Source organism: Tolypothrix sp. PCC 7601, assembly GCF_025677855.1.
GTDB classification, from domain to species: domain Bacteria; phylum Cyanobacteriota; class Cyanobacteriia; order Cyanobacteriales; family Nostocaceae; genus Aulosira; species Aulosira diplosiphon.
Genome location: NZ_CP064879.1, coordinates 2,981,788 through 3,008,027 on the forward strand (window position 1 = coordinate 2,981,788; position 26,240 = coordinate 3,008,027).

The 26,240-nt window shown below is 38.1% G+C and carries 22 protein-coding genes and 2 pseudogenes; 9 read left to right on the plus strand and 15 right to left on the minus strand.

Translation table 11 applies throughout. From position 1 onward, the window contains the following. Positions 1-291, plus strand: coding sequence for a hypothetical protein (locus HG267_RS12435; RefSeq protein WP_045869260.1), 291 nt, complete (start codon positions 1-3; stop codon positions 289-291). Positions 292-402: 111 nt separating this feature from the next. Here HG267_RS12435 and HG267_RS12440 read toward each other — a convergent pair whose 3' ends face one another. After that, positions 403-540 carry a hypothetical protein gene (locus HG267_RS12440; protein WP_155539094.1) on the minus strand — a complete coding sequence of 46 codons (138 nt, stop codon included), beginning with the start codon at positions 538-540 and terminating at the stop codon, positions 403-405. An 11-nt stretch (positions 541-551) separates the two neighbouring features. Here HG267_RS12440 and HG267_RS12445 point away from each other — a divergent pair, with 11 nt between their 5' ends. Further along, the gene (locus tag HG267_RS12445; protein WP_228045336.1) at positions 552-1,253 is read left to right on the plus strand and encodes a papain fold toxin domain-containing protein; all 702 of its coding nucleotides are present in this window, start codon (positions 552-554) and stop codon (positions 1,251-1,253) included. Between the two features lie 66 nt (positions 1,254-1,319). Beyond that, the gene (locus HG267_RS12450; protein WP_263420046.1) at positions 1,320-1,673 is read left to right on the plus strand and encodes a hypothetical protein; all 354 of its coding nucleotides are present in this window, start codon (positions 1,320-1,322) and stop codon (positions 1,671-1,673) included. On the opposite strand, the gene HG267_RS12455 is transcribed toward HG267_RS12450, so the two are convergent. After that, positions 1,656-1,880: a hypothetical protein gene (locus HG267_RS12455; RefSeq protein WP_045869262.1), complete on the minus strand. Its 225-nt coding sequence runs from the start codon at positions 1,878-1,880 to the stop codon at positions 1,656-1,658. The two genes, HG267_RS12450 and HG267_RS12455, sit on opposite strands and share 18 nt — an antisense overlap. 167 nt (positions 1,881-2,047) lie before the next feature. Between HG267_RS12455 and HG267_RS12460 the strand changes: the two are divergent. After that, positions 2,048-2,307 (plus strand): annotated as a pseudogene (locus tag HG267_RS12460) (type II toxin-antitoxin system HicA family toxin). Continuing rightward, positions 2,307-2,642 carry a type II toxin-antitoxin system HicB family antitoxin gene (locus tag HG267_RS12465; RefSeq protein WP_210403080.1) on the plus strand — a complete coding sequence of 112 codons (336 nt, stop codon included), beginning with the start codon at positions 2,307-2,309 and terminating at the stop codon, positions 2,640-2,642. Before HG267_RS12460 ends, HG267_RS12465 begins: the two are co-directional and overlap by 1 nt. Positions 2,643-2,711: 69 nt before the next feature. On the opposite strand, the gene HG267_RS12470 is transcribed toward HG267_RS12465, so the two are convergent. After that, a complete protein-coding gene (locus tag HG267_RS12470; protein WP_081583947.1) occupies positions 2,712-4,781 on the minus strand; it encodes an ABC1 kinase family protein in 2,070 nt (689 codons plus the stop codon). A 549-nt stretch (positions 4,782-5,330) separates the two neighbouring features. Here HG267_RS12470 and recN point away from each other — a divergent pair. The 3 genes and pseudogenes from recN to HG267_RS12485 all read left to right on the plus strand — a co-directional run. Further along, positions 5,331-7,076: a DNA repair protein RecN gene (recN, locus tag HG267_RS12475; RefSeq protein WP_045869264.1), complete on the plus strand. Its 1,746-nt coding sequence runs from the start codon at positions 5,331-5,333 to the stop codon at positions 7,074-7,076. 162 nt (positions 7,077-7,238) lie between these two features. After that, positions 7,239-10,307, plus strand: a complete 3,069-nt coding sequence (locus tag HG267_RS12480) for an NACHT domain-containing protein (protein WP_045869646.1) — start codon at positions 7,239-7,241, stop codon at positions 10,305-10,307. A gap of 1 nt (position 10,308) precedes the next feature. Beyond that, positions 10,309-10,407: pseudogene (locus HG267_RS12485) on the plus strand (type II toxin-antitoxin system HicB family antitoxin); the annotation flags it as partial. A 129-nt stretch (positions 10,408-10,536) separates the two neighbouring features. Here HG267_RS12485 and crtR read toward each other — a convergent pair. After that, entirely contained in the window at positions 10,537-11,436 is a 900-nt protein-coding gene (gene crtR, locus HG267_RS12490; RefSeq protein ID WP_045869265.1) for a beta-carotene hydroxylase, read from the minus strand. Positions 11,437-11,974: 538 nt separating this feature from the next. Here crtR and pyk point away from each other — a divergent pair. Then, a complete protein-coding gene (pyk, locus tag HG267_RS12495; protein ID WP_045869266.1) occupies positions 11,975-13,741 on the plus strand; it encodes a pyruvate kinase in 1,767 nt (588 codons plus the stop codon). An 84-nt stretch (positions 13,742-13,825) separates the two neighbouring features. On the opposite strand, the gene HG267_RS12500 is transcribed toward pyk, so the two are convergent. The 11 genes from HG267_RS12500 to HG267_RS12550 form a co-directional block, all read right to left on the minus strand. Continuing rightward, the gene (locus HG267_RS12500; protein WP_045869267.1) at positions 13,826-14,293 is read right to left on the minus strand and encodes a type II toxin-antitoxin system VapC family toxin; all 468 of its coding nucleotides are present in this window, start codon (positions 14,291-14,293) and stop codon (positions 13,826-13,828) included. Then, positions 14,290-14,685 carry a hypothetical protein gene (locus tag HG267_RS12505; RefSeq protein ID WP_052335121.1) on the minus strand — a complete coding sequence of 132 codons (396 nt, stop codon included), beginning with the start codon at positions 14,683-14,685 and terminating at the stop codon, positions 14,290-14,292. The genes HG267_RS12500 and HG267_RS12505 overlap by 4 nt, the downstream gene beginning before the upstream one ends. Before the next feature lie 60 nt (positions 14,686-14,745). After that, positions 14,746-15,840 carry a glycosyltransferase family 4 protein gene (locus tag HG267_RS12510; protein ID WP_045869268.1) on the minus strand — a complete coding sequence of 365 codons (1,095 nt, stop codon included), beginning with the start codon at positions 15,838-15,840 and terminating at the stop codon, positions 14,746-14,748. Beyond that, positions 15,837-17,000 (minus strand): glycosyltransferase family 4 protein, encoded by a 1,164-nt coding sequence (locus HG267_RS12515; protein WP_045869269.1) that lies wholly within the window; start codon positions 16,998-17,000, stop codon positions 15,837-15,839. Before HG267_RS12515 ends, HG267_RS12510 begins: the two co-directional genes overlap by 4 nt. An 8-nt stretch (positions 17,001-17,008) precedes the next feature. Continuing rightward, positions 17,009-17,980: a GDP-mannose 4,6-dehydratase gene (locus HG267_RS12520; RefSeq protein WP_045869270.1), complete on the minus strand. Its 972-nt coding sequence runs from the start codon at positions 17,978-17,980 to the stop codon at positions 17,009-17,011. 100 nt (positions 17,981-18,080) lie between these two features. Then, positions 18,081-19,226: a glycosyltransferase family 4 protein gene (locus tag HG267_RS12525; RefSeq protein ID WP_045869271.1), complete on the minus strand. Its 1,146-nt coding sequence runs from the start codon at positions 19,224-19,226 to the stop codon at positions 18,081-18,083. After that, positions 19,223-20,146, minus strand: coding sequence for a glycosyltransferase family 2 protein (locus HG267_RS12530; RefSeq protein WP_045869272.1), 924 nt, complete (start codon positions 20,144-20,146; stop codon positions 19,223-19,225). Before HG267_RS12530 ends, HG267_RS12525 begins: the two co-directional genes overlap by 4 nt. Then, positions 20,143-21,756: a glycosyltransferase family 4 protein gene (locus tag HG267_RS12535; RefSeq protein WP_045869273.1), complete on the minus strand. Its 1,614-nt coding sequence runs from the start codon at positions 21,754-21,756 to the stop codon at positions 20,143-20,145. Before HG267_RS12535 ends, HG267_RS12530 begins: the two co-directional genes overlap by 4 nt. A 25-nt stretch (positions 21,757-21,781) precedes the next feature. Then, entirely contained in the window at positions 21,782-22,936 is a 1,155-nt protein-coding gene (locus HG267_RS12540) for a class I SAM-dependent methyltransferase (protein WP_052335122.1), read from the minus strand. Positions 22,937-23,034: 98 nt separating this feature from the next. Further along, entirely contained in the window at positions 23,035-24,849 is a 1,815-nt protein-coding gene (locus HG267_RS12545) for a class I SAM-dependent methyltransferase (RefSeq protein ID WP_045869274.1), read from the minus strand. Continuing rightward, positions 24,842-26,143, minus strand: a complete 1,302-nt coding sequence (locus HG267_RS12550; protein ID WP_045869275.1) for an ABC transporter ATP-binding protein — start codon at positions 26,141-26,143, stop codon at positions 24,842-24,844. Before HG267_RS12550 ends, HG267_RS12545 begins: the two co-directional genes overlap by 8 nt. Positions 26,144-26,240: the final 97 nt, after the last annotated feature.

Consider the following 26,240-nt stretch of genomic DNA (forward strand, 5'->3'; position numbering starts at 1 on the left):
ATGTCTAATGAACCCCAAAACTATGGCGATATGGATGAAAAGGTTGATTATGAAAAGGTTGATTATACAGTTACTAAGTCTTACGGACGTGCAAATAGTTACTCCGCACTCAAAAACTCCTATATTCTAGTTACGTTGGCTGCAATTTCTATCATGTTTATGATGACAGTCTTTCAGGCATTAAAAATTAGAGATTTAGAAACAAAAGTCACAAATTTAGAAACAAAAGTCACAAATTTAGAAACAAAAGTCACAAATTTAGAAAAACAGCTACCACAGAATAATCGGTAGGTAAGCTACAATTTATTGAAAGTGAATATGATGCATCTTGATATTATTGTTCAATGTGATATACAAAATGCTGGCAACTCGAACAGAAGCAGATTTATTAAGAATTTATACTTAAATAAAGCGATCGCACTTCCACAACAGGCGATCGCTTGATTTTTGAGGTATTCTGCAAGGCGATCGCACTTCCACAGCAGGCGATCGCTTGATTTTTAAGATATTCTGCAAAGCGATCACATTACTCTTCCACAACAGGCGATCGCTTGATTTTTGAGGTTATCTGCAAGGCGATCGCATTACTCTTCCAAAACAGGCGATCGCTTTTTTTGAGGTTTTCTGTAAGGCGATCGCACTACTCTTTTACAACAGGCGATCGCTTGATTTTTGAGTTTTTCTGCAAAGCGATCGCACTACTCTTCCACAACAGGCGATCGCTTTTCCGTTACGGTTTTCTGCAAGGCGATCGCACTACTATTCCACAACAGGCGATCGCTTTTTTTGAGGTTTTCTGTAAGGCGATCGCACTTCCGCAACAAGCGATTGCCTTAGTGATAAAATCATTAATCGCAGTTGAGTTTATAGTAAAAATTTTGACTATAAGTATTGAGAAAATCCATCAAATTAAAGAAATAATTAGAAAATATAAAAATCTTGAATGTGTTGAATGCGCTCAAGCTATGCAAGATTACTTAATATCACAAGGAATTTCTGGAAAGCGGATAAAACTTTATACAGGTTCAGCAATAGGGCGTAATAGTTATATTTATGATGATAGTTTATCAGGAGATGCAATTTCTCTTAACGGTCGTCATCAATGTATTGCCATTATAATAAATGAAGTGGAGATAATTTTTGATAATCACCATCCTGATGGACTCACGAGAGAACAATGGCTAGGTAATTTACAATTTTATAATAAATTATATTCCGGTCAGCAGTTCCAAATTACAGAAGAAAATTTTTAATTATTCAAGATTATGCTAAACAATAACCAGACAATTACTATAACTCTTAATGAATATCTCTATGAGATGTTAGATAAAATTAAACGAAATCCGGGAATATTTTTAGGTAAATACTCAATTACTCGGTTGAGAGCTTTTTTAGATGGGTACATGAGTTCTAGAGAAGATTTAGGCTTACCGCCAACTCAACAAGAGATTAAATTTAATCAATTTCAAGATTGGATACAAACAAGATTTAAGATTACCTCTTCGCATGGATGGGATAGTATTATTCTTTTCTATTCTGCGGATGAAAGAGATGCATTAAATAATTTTTTTGAATTATTTGAGCAATTCCGTAATGGTGAAAGTGCTACGAGAGAAGAAGTTAATCAAGAACAAGTTATAGAAAGTAAGCATTCATTAATACCTATTCCATGAATCACGTTCCTCATTGACGTATTCTTGAGCATCAATACCATTCCAAATTTCTTTACCCAATCCACGCAATTCTATAATGCTACGCTTTGGCTGAGATTTCACGATCATTTGTTGACGAATTAATCTTGATAAGTCTTCAATTAGGCGTATTTGTTCTTCAGGTGTGAGACTTTGAGCTTGATTTAATACTTCTTGATAACTAGACATATAATTTATAACTTTAATTTTTTGCTGCTACATCTAATATAGAGCGATCGCACTACTATTTTAGAACAAGCGATCGCTTTTATATTTCAATGATATCATATTATGATATCATTGAATAATTAATATATCCAACTTAACCTTAAGATGGCTGTAATTGTATTTATGAAATGGATCTTAATAACAAACAACGTCAAATTTTAGAGTTAATTTTTACTAATCCTGTACCATCTAATATTCTTTGGAAAGATATTGAAAGTTTGTTCATAGCACTAGGTGCTGATATTACTCAAGGTAGAGGTTCGCGGGTTCGTGTCAAATTAAATGATGTGAAAGCTGTTTTCACGAACCGCATCCTCAAAATGAAACAGATAAAGGAGCAGTCAAATCTGTTAGGGAATTTTTAATTAAAGCAGGAATTGAACCATGATGACTTATAAAGGATACACCGCTAGCTTAGAAGTAGATGTAGAAGCAGGAATACTTTTTGGTCAAGTTCTAGATATTAATGACGTGATTACCTTTAAAGCAAAAACTGTAGATGAAGCGCGTCAAGAATTTCAAAACTCTGTTGATGATTATCTGGCTTTTTGTGAAGAACTAGGAGAGGAACCTGATAAACCTTTCTCAGGTAAACTTCCATTCCGTACAACTCCAGAACACCATAGAAAAATATTTATTGCTGCGAAAAAAGCTGGTAAAAGTATAAATGCTTGGATGGATGAAATCTTAACTATTGCTGCGGATAAAGTAATTAATACCTAATTTCTAAAAAAGAAAACCCTCGCTTCTATCAAAAAGATTGAAAGCAAGGGTTTTAAAAAACAAAGAATTTTATACTCGTGCAGGTAAAGATAATCTCTCAGATTTGGCTAAATTACTATCTGGAGTCTGATTAACTTCTTCTGTTGCTAATAAATCGCGAATTAACTTAGTTAAAGCCTTTTGCAGCAAACGATTAGTAATTTGTTGACCTAAACGCTGTACTCCGGGATTTACTAATAATTGTGCCAGTTGCGGAGCCAGCTGCAATGGATCAAAGCCACGGGTATCGCGGAGAATACCTAAAATTCGTTTGATATGCTCTAAGGTTTGTTGTTGCTCAGATGTGGCGGCTGGAGTTTCGTTAATTGCTGTGATTCCTACTTGTTCGCGGAGTAAATAGGTGAAGTTATGCAGGACATTTTGACTTAAAGCATTTATCCCATTAACAAATTCATCTACCAATTTGTCGCGAATAAAACCGCCACGTTCAGAGGTGAGAAAATCTAGCCCTTGAGTGACTACTAAATTTAAATCGTAGTCTTCATTACCTCGTGCATTTTTTAATAAGTTTTCTAAGCGATTCCAACGAAATCTACCTTCTTTAAACAGTAAATCTTGCAGAGATGCTCTGAGCGCTGGTGCTGGATCTGTTAATAAACGTTTCGCTACGTAAGGATAAGCTTCACTCAAAACTTTAAAGTTGGGATCTATATATATTGCAATCCCTTCTAGTGTTACCAAAGAGCGAATAATTAAAGCGTAGTAGGGAGGTACGCGGAAGGGATATTCATACATCAAAGCCGATAGTTCATCGGTGATGCTTTTAATATTTAACTCTGCAACGCTTGCACCTTGAGCTTCTGCAAAAACTTTGGCGAAGGCGGGAATAATTGGCGTTAAATCTGTTTCGGGTGATAAGAAATCTAGCTTGACGTAGTCTTTAGCTAAACCGTCAAAGTCACGGTTCACAACGTGGACGATCGCCTCAATTAAACCATAACGCTGGGGTGGCTGAATCTCGCTCATCATCCCAAAGTCGAGATAAGCTAATTTACCATCCAGTGTGGCTAATAAATTACCTGGGTGGGGGTCAGCATGGAAAAATCCATGTTCTAGCAGTTGACGCAATGAACACTGGACACCGACTTCAATTAAATAACGTGCATCTATACCTTTAGCTTTAATTTCTGGCGTTTGGGTTAATTTAATGCCGTTAATCCACTCCATCGTCAAAACGCGACGATTGGTATATTCCCAGTAAATTTTCGGTACGTATATGTCTTTCATGTGACCATATAACTGGAAAAAACGCTCGGCATTTTCTCCTTCGTGTATGTAGTCCATTTCTTCAAAAATGCGATCGCCTAATTCATCCAGAATTCCGACTAAATCGCTTCGCACTCGTTTAAACTGTTTCTTCGCCCAACCAGCTAGGCCACGTAATATATATAAGTCAACGGTAATTCTTTCTTTTAAGTCAGGACGCTGCACTTTAACTGCGACTTCCTCACCAGTTTTCAGCTTCCCTTTATAAACTTGTCCCAAAGAAGCCGCAGCAATTGGTTGTGGTGAGAGTTCACTATATATTTCTGCTGGCGGTGCGCCGAGTTCTTCTTCAATAAACTGATAAGCAATCTCGTTAGGAAAAGGTGGTAATTGGTCTTGTAGTTTGGTAAGTTCTTCTAAAAATGCGGGGGGAACCAAATCTGGTCTTGTAGACAAAGCCTGGCCAATTTTGATATAGGCAGGCCCTAGTTTAGTTAATAATTCTCTTAGTTGCGCGGCACGGCGGCGGTCATTTTTTACGACAATTCCCCGTTTGCTATCCCACCACAACCCCAAAGCAAAGGAGAGTGTCGGCCATAAGACAGCAAGAATCCGCCCAAAAACTTCTAGAGGTCTTTGTTGATAATGCGCTGCAATCTCCACTGGATCGTAACGTGTCATCTCAGTGTCAATTGGTGCCCTCAATGCTCTTTGCTGTTGAGCTGCTATCAGTCTCGGCGATTTAACAACCAAGCCTTGTGTGTCATTTTCGGACACAACTTCAGCAACATATACCTCATCGCGGCGGTTGTTGCTACCGCGATTGTCCTCCTCGATCGGTCGGGAAGTGGGGGGAAGTGTTTTCGCAATCATGAAGAATGGCACCGGTCGAATTGATTCTGTTAAGTATTGTAACAATATGTTTTGTTTCCAGCACCCCAATTTAGTTAGAACAAGTGGTTTTCTTGTTCCAGTTGCCTCAATCCCTAGAAATTGGATTGTAATAATAGCAAACCACGAGATTTGCTGACATCTCTATATATTGAAAGAAAAATTGTTGTTTAACCTCATCCTCAAAAGAGAATTTCAGCTATTGAATTATGAGAGGTCATAGATCCCCGACTTTTTCAAAAAGTCGGGGATCTGAACAACCGCAACCTTTCAAAATCAATCGGGTAGACTACTAGTACACTAAGGCAAAAATAAACTTCCCATTGAAAAGCTATAACCCTTATAAAAAGGTAATTACGAATTACGTAGCGCTTTGCGCTTCCCGAAGGGTATTACAAATTACGAATTCCGCGTAACTGTACTAGGTTTGCTACACTTATATGGGTCTGCTACTTCTATAGTAGTGGCTCATGCCTAGATTCCTAAAAGTTGGAAGTATTCGGCATCTGCCTAGATGGAGAATTTGGCTTGATGTTGCTTTGCCTGCGAATTGAAAACTTTGCCCTAATTGACCAACTCGAACTAGAATTTGGCGCTGGCTTAAATGTATTAACAGGTGAAACTGGCGCAGGAAAATCGATTATCTTAGATGCCATTGATGCAGCTTTAGGCGGTAAGGTATCTAGTCGAGTAATTCGCACTGGCACTAGTCGGGCGATGGTAGAAGCTACTTTTAAATCTAACGCTTCCTTAGCCGCTTGGTTAAGCGAACAAGAAATAGATTCCATAGATGAAAATTCTGTAGTCATTAGCCGAGAAATCGCCGCCACTGCGAGTAATGTCCGCAGTAGATCGCGGGTAAATGGTGTGTTGGTGAATCGGCAGATGATGGTGGGGCTACGCGATCGCCTTGTGGAAATTACTGCCCAAGGTCAAACTGTACAAGTGGGACAATCCGCCCAAGTCCGCGATTGGTTAGATTTACATGGTGGCGACTCTTTAATGCAGCAGCGTCAAGCGATCGCCAATTTATTTAATTTGTACCAAACAGCACATTTAGCCTTAGAAAAACGCCGGACATCAGAACGGGAACGGTTGCAGCAACTAGATTTACTTACCTATCAAGTGCAGGAATTAGGCGCAGTCAACCTCAACGATCCGAGCGAACTTGAACAGCTACAACAAGAACGCGAACGCCTCAATCATGTTGTAGATTTACAACAAATGAGTTACAAGGTCTATCAGGCTTTGTATCAAAACGATAACGAAACTCCAGCCGCCGCAGATTTATTAGGAGATAGCGAAGCCACCTTAAACGACATGGTGGAATATGATAGCCAGCTACAACCATTGTTAGATTTAGTCCGAGATGCCCAAGCTACATTAATGGAAGTAGCAAGGCAAATTAATGCCTATGGCGAAGATTTAGAAGCAGATCCCCAGCGTTTAGAGGAAGTAGAAGAACGCATTCGGGAATTAAAGCAGATTTGCCGCAAATATGGCCCGACTCTGCAAGAAGCGATCGCCTACTACCAAAAAATCCAAGGTGAATTAGCTGAACTCAACGACAGCGAACAATCAATTGAAAGCTTAGAACAGCAAGAACAAGCAACTTTAGCAAAGCTAACTCAAGCTTGTAACCAGTTAACGCAATTGCGTCGTACAGCCGCTAATAAATTAGAGTCGAGATTAATCGCGGAACTCAAACCCCTAGCAATGGAAAAGGTGCAGTTTAAAGTAGAGATTGTGCCCACTGCGCCCACCGCTACAGGTGCAGACAAAATTACATTTATGTTTAGTCCCAACCCCGGCGAACCAATACAACCTTTAACAGAAATTGCCTCCGGTGGGGAAATGAGCCGCTTTTTACTCGCGCTGAAAGCTTGTGTATCTCAAGCTGATGCAGCCGGGACAATGGTATTTGATGAAATCGATGTAGGTGTTTCCGGAAGAGTCGCCCAAGCGATCGCAGAGAAATTACACCAACTCAGCCAACGCTCACAGGTATTGTGTGTGACTCACCAACCCTTAGTAGCAGCAATGGCAGATAGGCATTTCCGGGTAGATAAGCAAATTATTAATCAAAGCAAAGGTAAAAAAGAGAACAATGGCAGCAGCGAGCAGCGTACCGTCGTCCGCGTCACCGCCTTGGATAATTTAACTACCCGCCGAGATGAACTAGCGCAATTAGCTGGCGGTAAATCAGCCACGGATGCGATCGCTTTTGCCGAATCTCTATTATTGCAAGCTGCCAATCATCGGCGCGAGAAATCTTAAAGAAATCCAGAATTGATAATTAGATGTATTGGTGGCGGATCATAGTAATGGCGATGTAATTGCGATCGCTTTCTCTATGTGATTTTTTTAATCTTAAATATTGGGAAAAATAGCTGAGGCTGGTGTATATACTCGTAATCAGTAGCTTTAGCAGGCGCAAGTATGATAGTGGAATGGTTAGTTGGCTGGGTAGCAAGTAATACTGTGGGATTTCTGGTCAAAAATATTCTGACCTCAGAATTTGCTCAAGATTTAGCTAAGGACTACGCCAAAGATTTTTTCAAAGACCGTTTTAACAGCGTTCCTGATTTCTTTAAGAAAGAACCAATTCAGAAAGCTATTGCTAAAGCACTCAAGGAATTTTTGCAACTGCTAGAAGATGAGTTAAAGTTTCGCAAGCTTCCTGAAGAAGACATCAAGAAATTTGATAAACCACTCAAAAAATTTATTTACCACAAGTCGGTTAAAGAAATACTCGGTAAAGCTTTTGAGCCGGATTGTGATGAGCTAGATTATCAAACTCTAGAATCAACTTGGAAGAGTTTGAATTTACCAGCTTTACCAGCTAGATTTAACTGGCAATTAGTGACTGATAATTATCTGAGAAAATGCCAACAGATTTTAGCTGAATCAAAAGATTTACGCGAGTTGCTAGATTCACAAAACCTAGAAGCAATAAAGGAAAATACTCAAGAAATAGCAGGGATTAAACCAGAATTTGACTTGCGGCAATATCAAGAAGCAATTCGTGAGCGCTATGTCAACTTAAAACTAGATAGTTTAGATACTAGCGGATACGCCTATAACGAACTGAGATTATGGTCAATATTTACCCCGCAAAATGTGCGAGAAATTCACCAAGTCTTACCCCAAATTCACGAACTACCGAAAGAACATTTGCGGCGACTGCGAGACAGTGAACAAGTAGAAGCAGAAGAAATTGCTTTAGAAGAATTAGAAAAATACAAACGAGTTTATTTTGAACAACCGATAAGTTCAGTATTAGATATTGTTAAACAGCTGCAAACTTATAAATATATAGTCATCTTAGGTGATCCTGGTGCAGGCAAGTCTACATTATTGCAGTATTTAGCTTTGGATTGGGTAGAAAAAACTCTCGATCCACTCAACAAGCCGGGATTTATGTTACCACCAATTCCCTTGCTAATTGAACTACGCGCTTATATGCGAAATGCTGATGACGGACATTGTAAGAATTTTTTAGAGTTCTTTCATCAAAGTCCTGGTGCAATTTCTCACCTCAATCAGCATCAATTGCAAGCACAGCTAAAGGCTGGTAATGCTTTGGTGATGTTTGATGGTTTAGATGAAGTATTTGACCCTGGTAAGCGTGAGGATGTAATTACAGCTATTCATCGCTTCACCAATGAATATCCTAACGTGCAGGTGATTGTGACTTCTCGCGTGATTGGCTATAAACCGCAACGATTGCGCGATGCTCAATTTCATCATTTCATGTTGCAAGATTTAGACTCATCACAAATTCAAGATTTTATTTACCGTTGGCATGAGTTAACTTTTAGTGATGTAGCAGATAAAGTTAGAAAACGGGAACGATTGCAAAGAGGAATTGAAACTTCCAAAGCTATTACAGAATTAGCGGGGAATCCTCTATTGTTGACGATGATGGCGATTCTCAATCGTAATCAGGAATTGCCCAGAGATAGAGCGGAACTTTATAACCAAGCATCGCGGGTACTGTTACATCAATGGGATGTAGAACGCGCTTTGGTGGAAGATAAAAGAATAGATCCTAAAACTATTGATTATAAAGATAAGCAAGCGATGCTGCGTCAGGTTGCTTATTATATGCAAACTGGCGACAAAGGTTTAGCTGGTAATTTAATTAAAGAAGATGATTTAGTTAAGATTTTGACTGACTATCTCAAAACTATAGAAGTCAGTCAAGCCAGAGAAGCTGCGCGGGTGATGATTAATCAACTGCGGACTCGCAACTTTATGTTATGTTTCTTGGGTGCAGATTACTATGCTTTTGTGCATAGAACATTTTTGGAATATTTCTGTGCTTGGAAGTTTGTTTGGAAGTTTGAAAAAGAACGCAGTATTACAATTGATTATCTAAAGACTGAAGTTTTTGGAAAACACTGGCAAGATGAAACTTGGCATGAGGTATTGCGGCTAATTGCCGGAATGATTGATGACCACTTTACATTAGAAATTATCAACTATTTAATAGATATAAATGTGGAGGAAGGAACACTTGTTAACTTATTTTTAGCGGCTTATTGTTTAGTAGAAGTTAGAAACCGTCAGGTGATTAAGTCAACGGCTGATGAATTACTTGAGCAATTCAAGGACTTAATCAAATATGATCTGCCTTACTACTATGACAGTAAGGGAGATAATGAAGATATCCAGCTAGTTCGGGAAATTCGCGCCCAAGCAATCATTACAGTTGCAACAATCTGGAAAGATGATCCCTACACCCTCTCCTTCCTCAAACACCTTTGCATCACTGATGATAATTCGGATGTGCGAAGTGCAGCATTGGACGCATTAGCCAGCAACTTCAAAGAAAACCCTGACATTCTCCCCTTTCTCAAACACCAAGCCACTGCTGATGATAATTCAGATGTGCGAAGTGCAGCAGTGGACGCATTAGCCAGCAACTTCAAAGAAAACCCTGACACCCTCCCCTTTCTAAAACACCAAGCCACTGTTGATGATGATGAAAATGTGCGAATTAGAGTGGTACAAGCATTAGCCAGCAATTTCAAAGAACACCCCGACATCCTCCCCTTCATGAAACACCTCGCTACTGATAATAGTGCGGTTATGCGATATGCAGCAGTGTTAGCGTTAGCGAGAAACTTCAAGGAAGATTCTGATACCCTGGTCATTCTTAAACACTGCGCTACTGCTGATGATCATGGACATGTACGACGTTTAGCTGTGTCATTATTAGCCAACAATTTCAAAGAAGACCCCGAAACCCTTACCTTCCTCAAAGACTGGGCATCTGCTGATAGTAATATAGTTGTGCGACATATCGCAGTTTCAGTATTAGCCAGAAATTTCAAAGAAGACCCCGACACCCTTACCTTCCTCAAAGACTTGGCTACTGCTGATGATGATGGGTATGTGCGAAGTAGTGCAGTGGAAGCCTTAGCCAGAAATTTCAAAGAAGTTCACGATACACTCCCCCTGCTTAAATACCTCGCCACAGCTGATAATTCTAAGGATGTGTGAAGCCCAAGAAGTACTAGAGTTATTAATTGAAACAGCTTTAGAACTTGGTGAATCTCTCCCTGAACCAAAAACTCTCGGACAGTCTTTGCAAGTAGCATAGATTTTTCATCATCGCGGAGGGTTCTTGATGCGGCAGGTCAATTTTTAACTTTTTCCAGTGAGAGCGATCGCATCCATAACTCAGAATATATAGCGCGATCGCCTGTCGGTTGTAAATGGTTATATCATGTTAATTTTCAGGCTGTTTGTGGTGGTTAAACCTAATTCCTAAAAAGATGTCGTAAACAAATTCAAAAAAATCTTTCTTTTGTAATAATCCGGAAGTTTGATAACAACCTTTTGCATCTAATAGTGGTTTCATCAAATAATATGCTGGCTGGTAGTTATACCAGGGAATTGAAGGCCACAAATGATGAACTAGGTGGTAATTCTGTCCCATAATCAAAATGTTCAGAATTGGGTTAGGATAAACGCGAGCATTTTTCCAGCGATCGCGCTCTACAAATGGGCGATGGGGCAGATAATCAAAGAATAATCCTAATGCTATGCCCACGATAAATGCTGGTATAAACCAAAAATTGAGAATATAACCCAAAAAGTGATATTGCACTGAGATATAAACAATTGTCCCTACAATCAAGCGGCTAATAAACCACTCCAGTAGCTCATATTTACGCCACAGTTGCCGTTGAAAGAAAAATACCTCATGGTACAAAAATCGTACTGCAATCAACCACAGAGGCCCGCCAGTCGAGACATAATGATCTGGGTCATCTTTAGGATGATTAACATGGGCATGATGCTGTAAATGCACTCGCGTAAATACCGGAAATGCGAAAGCTAGCATCAGCGCACTACCATGACCTAACATTGCATTGATAACTCGGTTGCGATGGGCAGATTGATGACAAGCATCGTGAATCACTGTCCCAGAACAATGCAGTGCTAGAGTATTCACACTAAAGCATAGCCAGTGCGGCCATTCCCACAGCCAGTAACCAAAGTTAGATAACACTAGCATTGCCACTGCACTAAAAAACAGCAGCATTGTGGCACTAAAATCACCAGCAGGCGCTAAAAATTCCTTGGGTGGGACTGTCAGTGGCTTCTGTGCCTCCGACGTGAGCATTCTAATCTCCTTATTTATCAAACATTACGAATATACGACAAAGATTAGTGAATAATAAACTTTTATAAACTTTTGTATAGCAAGTTTTATCCGCCATTTAGCAGATTGTATAGATAAATACGATATGATGCCAGACGGGACTTGCATCTTCAGCATTAATTGGGTTGTAGCAATCGCTCAGAATGAGGTAGAAGAATATCCTTCTTGGGGAGGATGGAACCAAGATTAGTGTACGATAACTAGTCTATCCACTCACTAAAACTGCCATGTTAGAAGGAGTCTTTCATAGCTCACTACTAATGCAGCTTGGCGGAAATACATATATTATTCAAGGCAATTACTCACGGGAAAATTCCCCAACCCATGAAAATCCTTAGCCCTTAGTCCCTATCTCCTAGATTAATTTAAATTTCGCGCCACCAACTGGCCTTTATTCCCCCTTTCTAACTGCTTACATCTGATTGATATAGCAGTGACGGAAATAGAAATGCCCTTTAATTTACGATGGTTTCCTAGATAGATCCTCGAATCAGCCCCTATGCAATTAAGAGATTCTCTACGCCGCACAAAAATTGTCGCTACAATTGGGCCTGCTACTAGCAGTCCAGAAATGCTCAAGGCAATTATTGAAGCGGGAGCAACAACACTACGGCTAAACTTTTCCCACGGGACTCATGCCGATCATCAACGTAGTATCCGTTTAATTCGGCAAACTGCTTTTGAACTAAATCAGCCAGTAGCAATTCTCCAAGACTTGCAAGGGCCAAAAATTCGCTTGGGGCGGTTTGAAAATGGGTCTATAGTTTTAGCAAAAGGCGATCGCTTCACCTTAACTAATCGTCCGGTAATTGGTACACAAGAAATTAGCTGTGTTACCTACGATTACTTGGCCGAAGAAGTCCCAGTTGGTGCAAAAATCCTCCTCGATGATGGGCGAGTCGAAATGGTAGTTGAGGAGATTAACCGCGATAAAGGTGATTTACATTGTCGTGTTACCGTAGCTGGTAAACTTTCTAACAATAAAGGTGTTAACTTTCCCGGAGTTTACCTTTCCATCAAAGCCATGACCGACAAAGACCGCGAGGATCTGATGTTTGGTCTAGATCAAGGTGTAGACTGGGTAGCACTGTCTTTTGTCCGCAATCCTCAAGATATCATCGAAATTAAAGAGCTAATTTCCAGCACAGGTAAGAATGTACCAGTAGTTGCCAAAATTGAAAAGCACGAAGCTATTGAGCAAATGGAAGCAGTTTTAGCTTTGTGTGATGGCGTAATGGTAGCGAGAGGTGATTTAGGGGTAGAACTACCAGCTGAAGATGTTCCTGTGCTGCAAAAGCAGTTGATTGCTACTGCTAACCGCTTGGGGATTCCCATTATTACCGCCACGCAAATGTTAGACAGCATGGTGAGTAATCCCCGCCCCACTCGTGCCGAAGTATCAGATGTGGCAAACGCAATTTTAGATGGCACAGATGCAGTCATGCTTTCTAACGAAACTGCCGTAGGTAGTTACCCGGTAGAAGCTGTAGCAACTATGGCCAGAATTGCCGAACGCATTGAACAAGAAGAAGCACAAAACGCCAATCGCCTGTTAAGAGATGCTAGACGTTCCATCCCTAACGCCATTAGCCAAGCTGTAGGACAAATTGCTGAACAGTTAGGTGCAGCGGCAATTATGACCTTAACCCAAACAGGGGCAACAGCGCGCAATGTTTCCAAATTCCGTCCACGCACACCGATTTTGGCAATTACACCTCATGTCAACGTAGCACGACAGTTACAAATGGTATGGGGAGTAAAACCGCTGTTAGTCCTAGAACTACCTTCTACCGGACAAACTTTTCAAGCTGCTATAAATGTTGCTCAAGAAAATAAACTACTAACTGAGGGTGATTTGGTTGTCATGACAGCAGGTACACTCCAAGGTGTTTCCGGCTCGACAGATTTAATCAAGGTTGAAGTCGTCACAGCAGTTCTCGGCCAGGGAATTGGACTCGGACAAGGTTCTGTGAGTGGACGCGCCAGAGTCGCGCACAAAGGTATGGATGTAAGTAACTTTAATCCTGGAGATATTTTAGTTGCTCCTCGTACCACTGCCGATTTTGTAGAAGCAATTCGCAAAGCCTCAGGAATTATTACAGAAGAAGAAAGCCTCACCAGCCATGCTGCTGTCATTGGCTTGCGTTTAGGTGTTCCAGTAATTGTGGGTGTGAAGGAAGCAACACAAGTAATTAGAGATGGGGCAATTTTAACCTTAGATCTGCAACGGGGTTTAATTTACTCTGGCGCAGTAGGAACACCTTAGGAAGGATGAAGTGTGTAGACGCGTAGCGTCTTGCCGTAGGCTAGGATGAAGTGTGAAGTTTTTTTCATACTTCATCTTTTAATTTTACAGGTTAATATCTCGCCAGATTTTAGCTTCGGTAAAGCGGCTTAAATGCTTGACATTAGTAGTGGCGATCGCAACATAACGACCAGGAAATTCTTCTCTCAACATTTGCCAGTGACTACAAATAATCATATCAATATCAAGACTTTTATTATCTGCTGTGGGAATACCTTGACTACGAGCAGTAGCCCAAAGCACAGATGCTTTTTTTAGTAATTCTGGAGTGATGGGTAACAAAGGGATAAATTCTTGCAACTGATCTAAATTGACAATGTGATTCAAAGAAGGTTTTAGCTGAGATTCAAGTATCATACTTCTTCTCACCTCAAAATCACAGATTTGAGAAGAACAAACATATACACCTTTTGGGAGTAATTTATAAATCCATTCCCAACAGTCGCGCACTTCGCCAACTTTATTGGGGTTAGCAAGAATTCCTAATACACTGGAGTCAATAAAAACTATCATAATTCTGAATATAGCTTCTGTCCCTCTGGTCTTTCAGCATCGACTCTTTGTTTAAACCTTTCAAAAAATTCCTGTCTCTCCATAGCTTCTGAATCAGATATATTATTGTAATATTCCATTTGTTGAGCTAACCATTCCATAACGCGTTGATTTTTCCGAATTTGTTCTTCTTTATCCCATCCTAATTGATGATTGATAACTGGATTGTCTTTATCTAGTTGCAATAGTTTTTTTACAACCTGAACATCCAATGATTCTAAATTAATAGGATGGGGATATCCTTCTAAAATCAATTGATAACTACTATCGTCATTATTGCTAACTGGAAGCAGCGCAATAAAACGAGTAATATTCAGGATTTTGCCACTAGGTAGTTCGATTGATGTAGTCATTTAGCAGATTTTGATCATTTACATATTAATTTTACCAAGTTCTAAATTCCTCATTTGCGACTAAAAATAGCGCGATAAAACTTCAGCAGTGGCTTTTCCGGTTTTTTCCCAGCTAAATTGATTTGCTCTAGTGATACCTTGGGTGGAAAGATGCGATCGCAAACTGGAATCATTGGCTACAGCTTGCATGGCTGCGGTAATTTCTTCTGTATTGTAGGGATTAATCAGAATTGCCGCATCGCCAGCGACTTCAGGAAGAGAGGAAATATTAGAAGTAATTACGGGAGTACCGCAAGCCATTGCTTCTAGAACAGGTAAGCCAAAACCTTCCCAGAGACTAGGGAAAACCAGTGCGATCGCACCATTAATAATTGTTGGTAATTCGCTATAGGCTACATAATCCAGAAATTTCACTTGATTGGTTATACCCAATTCTGCAACCTGTGCTTGTAGAGTTGGAGTATAACGGCGATCGCTAGGCCCTACTAACCACAGTTCGTAGTCTTTACTATTAGGTAATGCAGCAAAAGCACTAATTAAGCGATGCACATTTTTGTATGTATCTTGGCGACCAATGTAGAGAAAGTAGTTGCTGGTGGGTAAATTTAGAGGACGGAAGTGAGTGCGATCGTAAGCAAGGAGAATGGGTGTGATTTTGCTGCTAGGAATTTGGTAAAAGTCGATGATGTCTTTAGCTGTGGCTTGGGAATTACAAATAATATGTTGTGCTTGGTTAAGTACTTGGGGTGTGTAGTAGCGATGATACGGTATTAGAGGTGAAAAGCTTCTAGGAAATCGCAAGGGTATCAAGTCGTGAAACATGACAACAAAACGACAATTTGTATATAGCGGTGCTTCCGGTACAGGAGAAAATAAAAGTTGCGATTTTAGCTGTTGATAAATTTGCGGTATTTGAAATTGCGTCCAAATTAAGCGGCGAAAATGACCTTTTGTACCTTGAGCAGGAGTCAGATTATCTGGAACTATATAGCAATTAAATTCGGGATATTGTTTGGCTGTTAATAAAGTAGGTTTGAGAGTTTTTAAGTAAGGAAAAATATTTTGTGCATAATTGCTGATACCTGTTGATTGAGAAAAAATAATTGAGAGATTAATAATTAATTTTTCCGATAAGGCATTATCTACGCTATTCATGACATAATGCCTCGGTATGCCTTTAATGTTTCTTTTGCAGTTTTTTCCCAAGAAAATAACTTTGCTCTTTCTTTACCTAATTGAATTAACTCTTGGCGTAACTGAGAATCACTAATTACTTTGAGAATGGCTTCAGCTAATTGCATCGGTTCATCAGGGTCAATCAGGAGAGCCGCTTTTCCTGTAACTTCTGGTAGCGAAGAACTGTTAGCACAGACAACTGGTGCGCCTAAAGTCATCGCTTCTAATGCAGGTAATCCAAACCCTTCGTAATGAGAAGGATAAACAAACACATCAGCTTTTGAATAAAATAAGGCTACTAATTCATTAGATAAATAGTCAAGATGATGAATCTGTTCTCTCCACGGAGAGCTTTCAATCGCTGCGAAGATTGGTTCATAACGCCATCCTTTTTTACCAATCAATACTAATTGATGCTCAATTTTATGTTTTTCTTTTAAGAAGTTAAAGGCTGAGATAATAGCATTAATATTTTTTCGGGGTTCTATAGTACTGACAAACAGTAAATATGGTTGCGAAAAATCATATTTAACTTCTGGTTCTAGCGTCTGAGCAGCCTCATCAGATAAATAATCAGGATAATAGCGGCTAGCTAAAGGTGTGACAGAGACTTTTTGCGGTTCTACTTGCAAATATTCAATAATATCTTTTTTAGAACTTTCGGAAATTGTTAAAATTAGGTCTGTCCACCCTAAGCATCGCTTTACACGTTCCGTATATGCTTTAACAACAGAGTCAATATAATTAGGATATTTAATAAAAGTTAAATCATATATATTCATTACCTTTAAACTTTGGTTACAGGGATAAACAGTGTAATTTGTCCCATGTACGATATCTGCAGCACCAAAGTATTTCTCAAAATAAGCTAAACTCGGTTTAAAATTTAACTTTAATAATAAATCAGAAAGCCTTACAGGTAGAGGCAAAAGATGTAAGTGAGCATAATTTTTTAAGGAATCAGGAAAATTAAAATCTCGCCTTAACCATTTTTTTAAACCTGGTTGATAAATTATCTCTAACTGAAAATTTTCTGCTGCTTGTAGCGCATCAAGTGAATTGATTAAATTAGCAACATAAAAACCCACCCCACTCGGTTTTGGTTCGACAGGGGTGGCATCAACTACAATTTTTAACATGAAAATTTTCAGGCTCCGTTTTGACTCAATTTTTTCATATCCGAATCAACCATTAACTCAACTAATTGCTTAAAGGAGTGTTGCGGTTGCCAATCTATAGCGGTCTTGATTTTATCAATACAACCAATTAACTGTACAGGCTCATCAGGCCGATAAAATGTTGGGTCTACTGAGACATAATCTTCCCAATTAAGACCAACATAGTTAAATGCACATTCTACAAGTTCTCTTACAGACTGGGTTTCACCACTAGCAATAATGTAGTCGTCTGGTTGCTCTTGCTGTAACATTAGCCACATGGCATAAACAGCATCCTTGGCATAACACCAATCACGACGCGCATCTAAATTGCCTAATTTGAGTTCATTTGCTAAACCGAGTTTGATTTGCGCTACTGTATGCGTAATTTTGCGAAACACAAATTCTGTACCGCGTCGAGGCGATTCGTGAGTATAGGTGATACCGCAGCAAGCGTAAAGATTATATTTATGCCTATAGTTGACAGTCATCCAGTGAGCATAAGCTTTAGCAACACCGTAAGGGTTGCGGGGACGAAAGGCGGTACGTTCAGTTTGCGGTGACTCGTCTGGTTGACCGAAAACCTCACTACTTGATGCTTGGTAGAATTTAGCATCAGGTTTACATCGACGGATAGATTCTAGCAGTCGAGAGACACCAAGAGCAGTGTATTCAGCGGTGAGTGCGGGTTGTGTCCAAGACAGAGGAACGTAGCTTTGGGAAGCAAGGTTATAAATTTCATCTGGTTGAGATTCAGCAATCACATCCATGAGTGAAGACTGATCGAGAAGGTCACCTGATACAATTTTGATTTGGCTAAACAGGTGAGAAATACGTTCCAAGTTACTAGTGCTGGAACGACGCACTAAGCCAAAAACCTCGTAGCCTTTAGCTAAAAGTAGTTCAGCTAAATAAGAGCCATCTTGTCCAGTTAAACCAGTAATCAGAGCTTTTGCAGTCACATTTATCAGAGCTTAGTATTAAACAAATAATCTTTAAAAGGTACTCACTACCTTTTATCCCAGACTACTAGAATACACTGCTAGAGTTCTTAGATCAAAATCATTGAAAGATTTTTTTTGGCATATTTAAAACTTCTGTATATGCTTGCATAACTTCTTTCGCAGCTTTCCTCCAAGAGAATTTACTTGCTTGTGTTGGACTATTCGCCTTAAGAATCTCACGTAATTTGTCATCATCCAATTTTATAAAACCTGCCAAAATATCAGCTTCATTGGTAGGGTCTACATATAAAACTGCATCTCCACCAACTTCTGGCAAGCTTGTAGTATGAGAAGTAAGTACAGCAGTACCAAGGCTCATAGCCTCTAAAACAGGTAACCCAAAACCTTCATAAATAGATGGATAAATAAAAGCCCAGCAGTTTTTATATAGCCATTTTAGTGTAGAGTCATCTACATAGCCTAGTTTAATAATATGTTTACTCAATTCTAGATTATTAATAAACTGTTCTAGGTCTTCTTCTAACCATCCTTGTCCTCCTGCTAAAACTAAAGGTTTAGAGTCAGGATTAACATCAACATATTGCTTAAAAGCACGTAAAGTTCGACGTAAATTTTTTCTAGGTTCTAAAGTTCCTACGGACAGCCAAAAATTATTAGGTTTGAGAGTAGCTACTGGTTTTTCATCCTCTACATTTGTAAAACGACTTCCTAAGTAGACGACACGAGTGCGCTCCATAGGAAAGTGTGGAAATACTTCTAAAAATCGTTTTCTAGAATATTCAGAAATAGCAATAATTAGATCGGCTCTTATGGAAGCATCAAAGACACCGTTAAAGCAAATCCATCGATTTTCTTCAGAAGTATACTCTGGATGATCGATAAAGCTCACGTCATGTATAGTATAAACCAGACGTGCAAAATTTAACTGGGGAGATGAAAAGTTGTTCGCATGAACAATATCGGGATTTCCTAATTTTCCTTCATCTATTGCTTTGGTAGTATTCCAAAAATTTAGAGAATCTTGATGAGATAAATTATCTAGTAAGTGAGTACAATTTCTTTGAGAAAAGCGGCACGTACTTTTTCCATGTTCTGGATCCCAAAAAGTATTGCCAAATGCTGAATAAAGCAGATATTCATGATTATCATATTCTTCTATTAAGTTTTGGATAAGACTGGCAGCAGCATAGCCACATCCTGCCTTATTTTTTCCAGTTTGGCTAATATCAAAACCGATTTTCATAACCTTTTAAATAATAAAGATAAATTTTTAAACAAAAATATATTTGCAGCAATTACCCACCAAACCATCTTGGCTGACACTTTAAGTGAAATAAACTTTTTCCATTGATAAAATGACCATAAGCTGTTATAAATTACTGCCTGAACAAATTTAAAATTTTGAATAGGGTCGCTTCTATCTAACTTTAAAGTTTCTTCTACCTTCACATGGGCATAAGCGAAAATCCATTTATCTGGTACACTCCTAAATTTGGAATGCATCATATTATTTATTTCATAATGAACTGCTATTCGCTGACCAAGTGTCTTATTGTCTTTATAGAGGCGCGAACCAGCCAGCTTACGAGGTAGGTAATAAAATGGGATATGTTGACCATAGCGAAGCCACAATTCATAGTCCATACAGTACTTGAGAGAAGCATCTAAGTTTCCATATTTATCAACTAGATGGCGGCGAAAGAATACAGCTGGTTGACAGAGAAAGCAAGTATCAATTAGACGTTGGTAATTCCAAGGTTCTGTTGGATAGGCTTCCATAAATACATCTTGTTCATCAATATGGTCAGCATCACCATATATGATTTGTATATCGGGATTTGATGCGAAAATTTCTTGAATAACCTCAAACGTTCCAGGATAATAGATATCATCAGAATTAATCCAGGCAATTATCTCACCTGTTGTGAGCGCAATACCTTTATTGACTGCATCAGCTTGTCCATTATCGGGTTCTGATATCCAGCGTAGATCCTCATGATAATGCTGCAAAATTTCTATAGTCTCATCTGTACTACCAGCATCACAGATGATGTACTCAATTTCTATATCTGAAGATTTTTGAGAGAGTACACTTTGTATAGTTCTCTCTATAAAACGACCTTGACAAAAAGAAGGTGTAATAACGCTAAATTTTAAGTTCACACCACACTCTCTAAAGCAAGAATTGAAATAGATTCGCCATCAGCTAACTTGAGACGGCAATCACGTACCATTACCCCAAGTTGGCGCTGATCTGAGTTAAGGTTAAGTTGACTAGGCTGAAAACTAGGCAAAATCTGCACAGTAATTTCTTCCCCTGTAGATGAAACTGGCCAAACAATCTTCTGTGATGCAGCTCGAATGCAGGTATAGCATGACTTTTTACCTTTTGTTTGTAACGTTATCCTTGCTTTTGCAGCTGGAAAAAATGCGGGAGTCTCCAACAAAATCTCTAGAGTTCGCCCTGGAGAACCCGGTTCTATAGAAATAGAAAACTCAGGTGCAGACCAACCATCATCATAAATACCAGAAATCGATGTTTGAATTGATGTTGGATGATTTAGGGCTACTGTCTCAAATATATTGAGATACTCATCAGCCATTTTTTGCCCATCAAATAGCTTTAACCTTTGATATCCTTGATTAACTAGCTCTTCAATTAATAGTGAATTGCTACTAATACTGAGCAAGCATGATGCTATTTCATCGGGTTTGCGAGGATCGAAATAGATAACTGCATCTCCTCCTACTTCTGGTAAACTGGCAGCATTACTAGATAATACTGGTTTACCAAATGCCATAGCTTCTAAAACAGGAATACCAAATCCTTCATATAATGAAGGAAAAACTAAGCATTCACAACCTTGCCAAACAGATGTCAATGCTTCTTCATTCAAATAACCCAAAAATTTGACATTTTTACTCAGCCCCATGACTTTGAGTATTTCTTTTAATTGGTTTTGTTCATCTTCTAAGGCTCCTGTAAATACTAAATCTAATCCATCTGGTAAATGTTTTTTATATATTCCATAGGCTGTTAATAGCATACGATGGTTTTTATGCGGCCAATAGTTGGCTGGGTAGAAAATATATTTTCTTTCTGCCAAACCTAGATTTATCAGATTTTCTTTGACAATGTTTTCATTGAGTTTAGTTAACCGCTCATGAATAGAAATCGGGATAACAGCAAATTTTTCTGAAGGAGTTTGAAAGTATTTAATAAAAGATTGACGTGTAAAATCTGAAATACAGATTATTTTCTGCGATTTTCTGAGGAGTTCGGCGATAAATTTTGTGCGGTGTTGTTGTTCTTGAGGGGTAAAGAAAAATTTGTAGTCTAGATGTTGTAAATCATAAGCAATGGCTACTACTGGTATACCCTTTTCAGCATAAGTTGGTGCAGAGAAAGGGCAAAAAAGTAAATTAATATTATGTTTTGTAAGTAATGTACTCTGATTAAGGGAGTCAATTAGCTTGATGCTAATTTTATTCCGTATTTTCTGAATCAGTTTTGATAATAATCTTGCTTTAGGTTGTTTTGGAGTTTCAGTTAAATTAGGAATTAACAGACATTCTGTATTGTGAGTTTCGTATTCCTTGATTTCTGAGTGATTCCAAGGTGCTGTCAAAAGTACAAAATGATGATGAGGAGCTAATTTTTGAAATTGTTTAATTAGGGTTAAAATTAAAACTTTTGCTCCTCCATTTGCTCCTCCAACTCTTAAAGGAGTGAGGTCTATGGCAATCCTTAAAGATGATTGTATTTCACTCATATTATCACTTGAACATTTTCTAAATTTATAGTTTGTATCCTACTACTGCATAATCTTGTGGCCCATAAAAATAATTATTGAATTTTTCAGCTAGCTCACCACCACTGACTTTATAAGTGTCTGGATAAGGATGCAGGTCTATAACTCTGACTTGAGATAAACCCTGAATCTCCAGCATAAATTTAATCAATGGACTAGGTAATGGATGATGATGAGTCGGGTCAAAATAAAAGTTACAACTACCAACTAGAACATTTTGAGGATTAGGGGTTTCAAAAATAGCTAGTCCCCCAGGTTTAAGTGTTCTGGCTACTTCACTAAAAAATTTCATTAATATGGGAAAAGTTAAATGCTCGATGATATGAAAACCAGTGACAGCACCTAAAGTATGATCTGGGAGAGATTGCAAATAAAGCATGACATCTGCTTCTATGACATCAAATCCTCTAGAACGAGATTGTTCTACCATTACCTTATTAATATCAAGTCCTCTAGCTGTATATCCGGACTCTTGCAATAACTCTAACCATTCACCGCGTCCACAACCTACATCTAAAATCGGAAAGTCTGGGTTACCAATCTTCGTTTCTACAATCAAGGGTAAATAAACTTTTAAGCGATTAAGAATCTCCTCTCGCTGACCACGAAATTGGTCTTCAAAAGCTACATAGAACGCATCTAATAAATTTGGTTCTTCATTCACAAATGTCTGTAGTTGTTCTTGAGTGAAAGGTTCTGGTAAGCGTTTTTTTGATTCTTCTAAAAACATTTCAATTAAACGCTTCTGTTGGATTAAGTCATTTTTGAGGTAACTGTCATTAATAATCAATTCATCTTGCAGTTTTTTAATGTGAGTATCTACAGATGCTAATTGTTTATCTATATTTTGTATACGGTTATTATTTTTATCTATGTATTCATCTATCTGGTTCCTTAAAGTAGCTATTTCTTCTGTTAGTTGTTGATTGAGAGCTACAGATTCTCGCAAAGCCATAATTAAATTCAAGTTTACTTCTCTTTGGTCTTTAAAGAGAAAGTTGATACATTTTAAAATAAAATTTTGAAATCTTAAGCTTAAATTAAAAGGAAAGAAATTTAAATTACCAGGCCACTTTGTACGCGGTTGCGCTTTCAGTTCTGCATTATTTAATAAGTCTTTTAAATTATTAACTGATGACATTTGGTTTATCTTAACAACTATTTATTTAAATTACAGCCTATGTGATTATCATACAGTTCTAGCTAAAACTTTATTAAACATTATTACTAAAAATTTCTTTAATGAGCTTTTAAATTTATTGTTATTGGAATATCTTGTTTTAAATTTATCGGTTCTTGATCGAACCAGCGCACATTTTCTTGCACAAGAGTAAGTCTGAGCAGATAATTACCCTTTTCCTGAGGGATTTTAATTTTTACTTTGTATGAGTTTTGTGATGTTGGGTCTAGTGGTGGAAAGATTGCTGTTCTCTCTCCATCAAATATAATATTATTGGTGCCTTGCTCATTCATCCAATGATAACTAAGGTGAACTGGGTGAGGGAGAAAGCTATTGAAGATAAATTGACTATGATTAATTAAGTCTACAGATACTTCAAAGTCACTGCCGATAACTACATTTTGAGGACAATCTTTTACAATTAATTTTAATTTTTCGGCAACCTGATGCGGTAAAGGATGCATTTGTAGCCTTTGCTTTAACTCACTCTGATTTATGGGTTTATGAGCAGCAATAGCAAATAAACTAGTTGCAGAACGAAGTTCTTGTATTGAATATTTATTTACCAGGCTACCTCCGGGGTTAGTTGGCTCACCAAACCAAACTAGTACATGTGCAAAGTGCCTAGCTAGTTGCTTTTTCAATACCCGGGGTGACTGTTCATTAATGTGCATTAACATTTCATACCTAGTACGTGGCTGCACTGGTAAATATGCACCTACAGATGCGGCAATCCTTCTTTTTCTTTTGTACTCATACTGGTAGTACCAAAGGTTAGGAAATGTATGTATGATAAACAAACCATCTGGATTGATGGCTTGAGAAATTTTGCTGTATAGTAACTCTACTTCTGCAAATGATAGGTGTTCAATCACATCAGATGCTACTGCTAAATCATAGGATTTGGGAAAGGATAAATCACATATATTTTCACATAAAAAATCTACATTATTTTTTAAATCCTCTTCACCTATAAAACACTTTTGTGCTAATTCAATAGCACTTTGAGCATAGTCAATCGCTGTTACATAAAACCCTTGCTTGGCAAAATGATAGGTTAATTCGCCTCTACCACAAGCAATATCTAAGACTTTGCCTGATTTTTTTAAACTAGCGATAGTGGCAACTGCTTTTAATCTAGGGTCTTCTAATTTTTTACCTTGATATATTTTGTATGCATCAAACCCACCGCAATCTTCTGTATAATATTCCTTGGTATAAGTATTACGAATATCTGTACTAGATGTAACTTGAAGATTAATATTTTGATGAAATTGATTTAAATAATTAGGAGAAACTTTGATTAATAAATCTCCAGCATAACCTGGTATGACACCGTACCAATCTAGTAAATCAGAGTTAGTGAATAAAAAATCACTAACTGCCATAAAATTTTGTCTTGTCCAGAGATATCCATCTACCAGAACATAACGTGACTGCTTAATTGCAAGTTCTAAATCATGAAAGGAACCATTGCCATCTTGTTGTCCATCAACATGAATCAGATCGTATAAATCTCCAGGCAAGCGGTTCATAGCCTGTGTATCAGCAATAATATATTCTGTATGAAATTGCTGAGTAATAGTTTTTGCCCAGTTAATTGCACCCTTAACACCTCCATAGGAATCTGTATCTAAATCGATACCAACATACTTGGCAGATGGAGTTCCATGAAGAAACGCAGCGGCGGAGTAGCCATAACGTACTCCGATTTCTAGGATTGTAGAGGGTTTGAGAACATGAGCGATCGCCCACTTTAATTTGTAGTATTCAAACCATTCGTTAAACAGATGTCCCAGTGGATCATCTGGATTGGCGGTTTGTCGAAAGTCATATTCTGTCTGTCTTGCCTGCTGAATTATCTCATCAAACATAAGTCTGCTTATCAATAGAAACTGTGGGTGAAAGATTTACAATACCTGACCAACGTATAGAATTTGTATTTTTTAAAACTTTTAATACGGAAACATTATGAGCATAAAGCAAAGTACGTTCAAAAGTACTTTCTCCTATGACACCATCAGCAATACCAAATGTAATTGTGTATTCTCCCTCCATTAAAGGTACATAAAAACGGAAGCAAATTTCTACTAAAGTACTACTATCTACTCGACCGATGCTTTTCCCCATACACCAGGTATTGGTTTCAAAGATTACCTCACCTGTCTTCTCTCGGATTTTAAATCCGATATGTGGATCTGCATAGGATTTAAGAAATAAAATTCCTATAGATAATTGCAATAATTGGTCGCTAATAGCTACTAATATTTCTTCTCCTTGCTCATCTAAGAATCTGATAAACTTTATACTAACATCTGGAGCATTAATTACTACTTCATCAACAGCACTTGTTAAGGAAGATTCATTAACTAACTTATGTCCGCCATCTTCTGAGATAATATCTATTTTGACTGCATCTGGTTGCACATCATTTTTTTGCAGAAGTTTAGCTTCATATAAATCAATTACTTGCTTGGGTTTGGCATCTAAGATTAATTTACCTGTTTCTAATAACAAGGCTCTACTACAGAGTTTATGTACAGCAGTCGAATCATGGGAAACAAATAACAGAGTTGTACCGATATCTCTCAAGTTTCTAATGCGCTCATAACATTTTTGTTGGAAATAAATATCTCCCACGGCCAGCGCTTCATCTACTATGAGAATTTCGGGATTAACATTCACGGCTACAGCAAATGCGAGCCTGACAAACATCCCACTGGAATAGGTTTTCACTGGCTGGTCGATAAAACTACCAATATCAGCAAATTTTTCTATTTCAATAAATTTATGTTCTATTTCTTCTTTATTTAAACCCAGAATTTGACCATTAAAAAATACATTTTGTCGTCCTGTAAATTCTGGATTAAAGCCGCTACCTAATTCCAACAAAGCAGAAACTCGCCCATTTACTATTACTTCTCCTATAGTTGGTGTGAGCGTTCTAGCAATAATCTGTAATAACGTACTTTTACCAGAGCCATTTTGTCCGATAATTCCTAAAGTTTCACCTTGATAAAGTTCTAGGTTAATATCTTGTAACGCCCAGAACTCTTGAGAATGAATGCTTTTCGGTATTAAAATTTCTTTGAGCCGATCTATAGGACGAGCATAACGCTTATAGCATTTTGAGACATTTTTGAGCGAAATTGCAATCTCATCACCCATAGCATCGCACACTTACTACTAGCACATCTGAAAAATTAGACAAGATATCAACCCAGCGATCGCATGATTTGTTATGAAGCTCAATTTGGGTTAATTC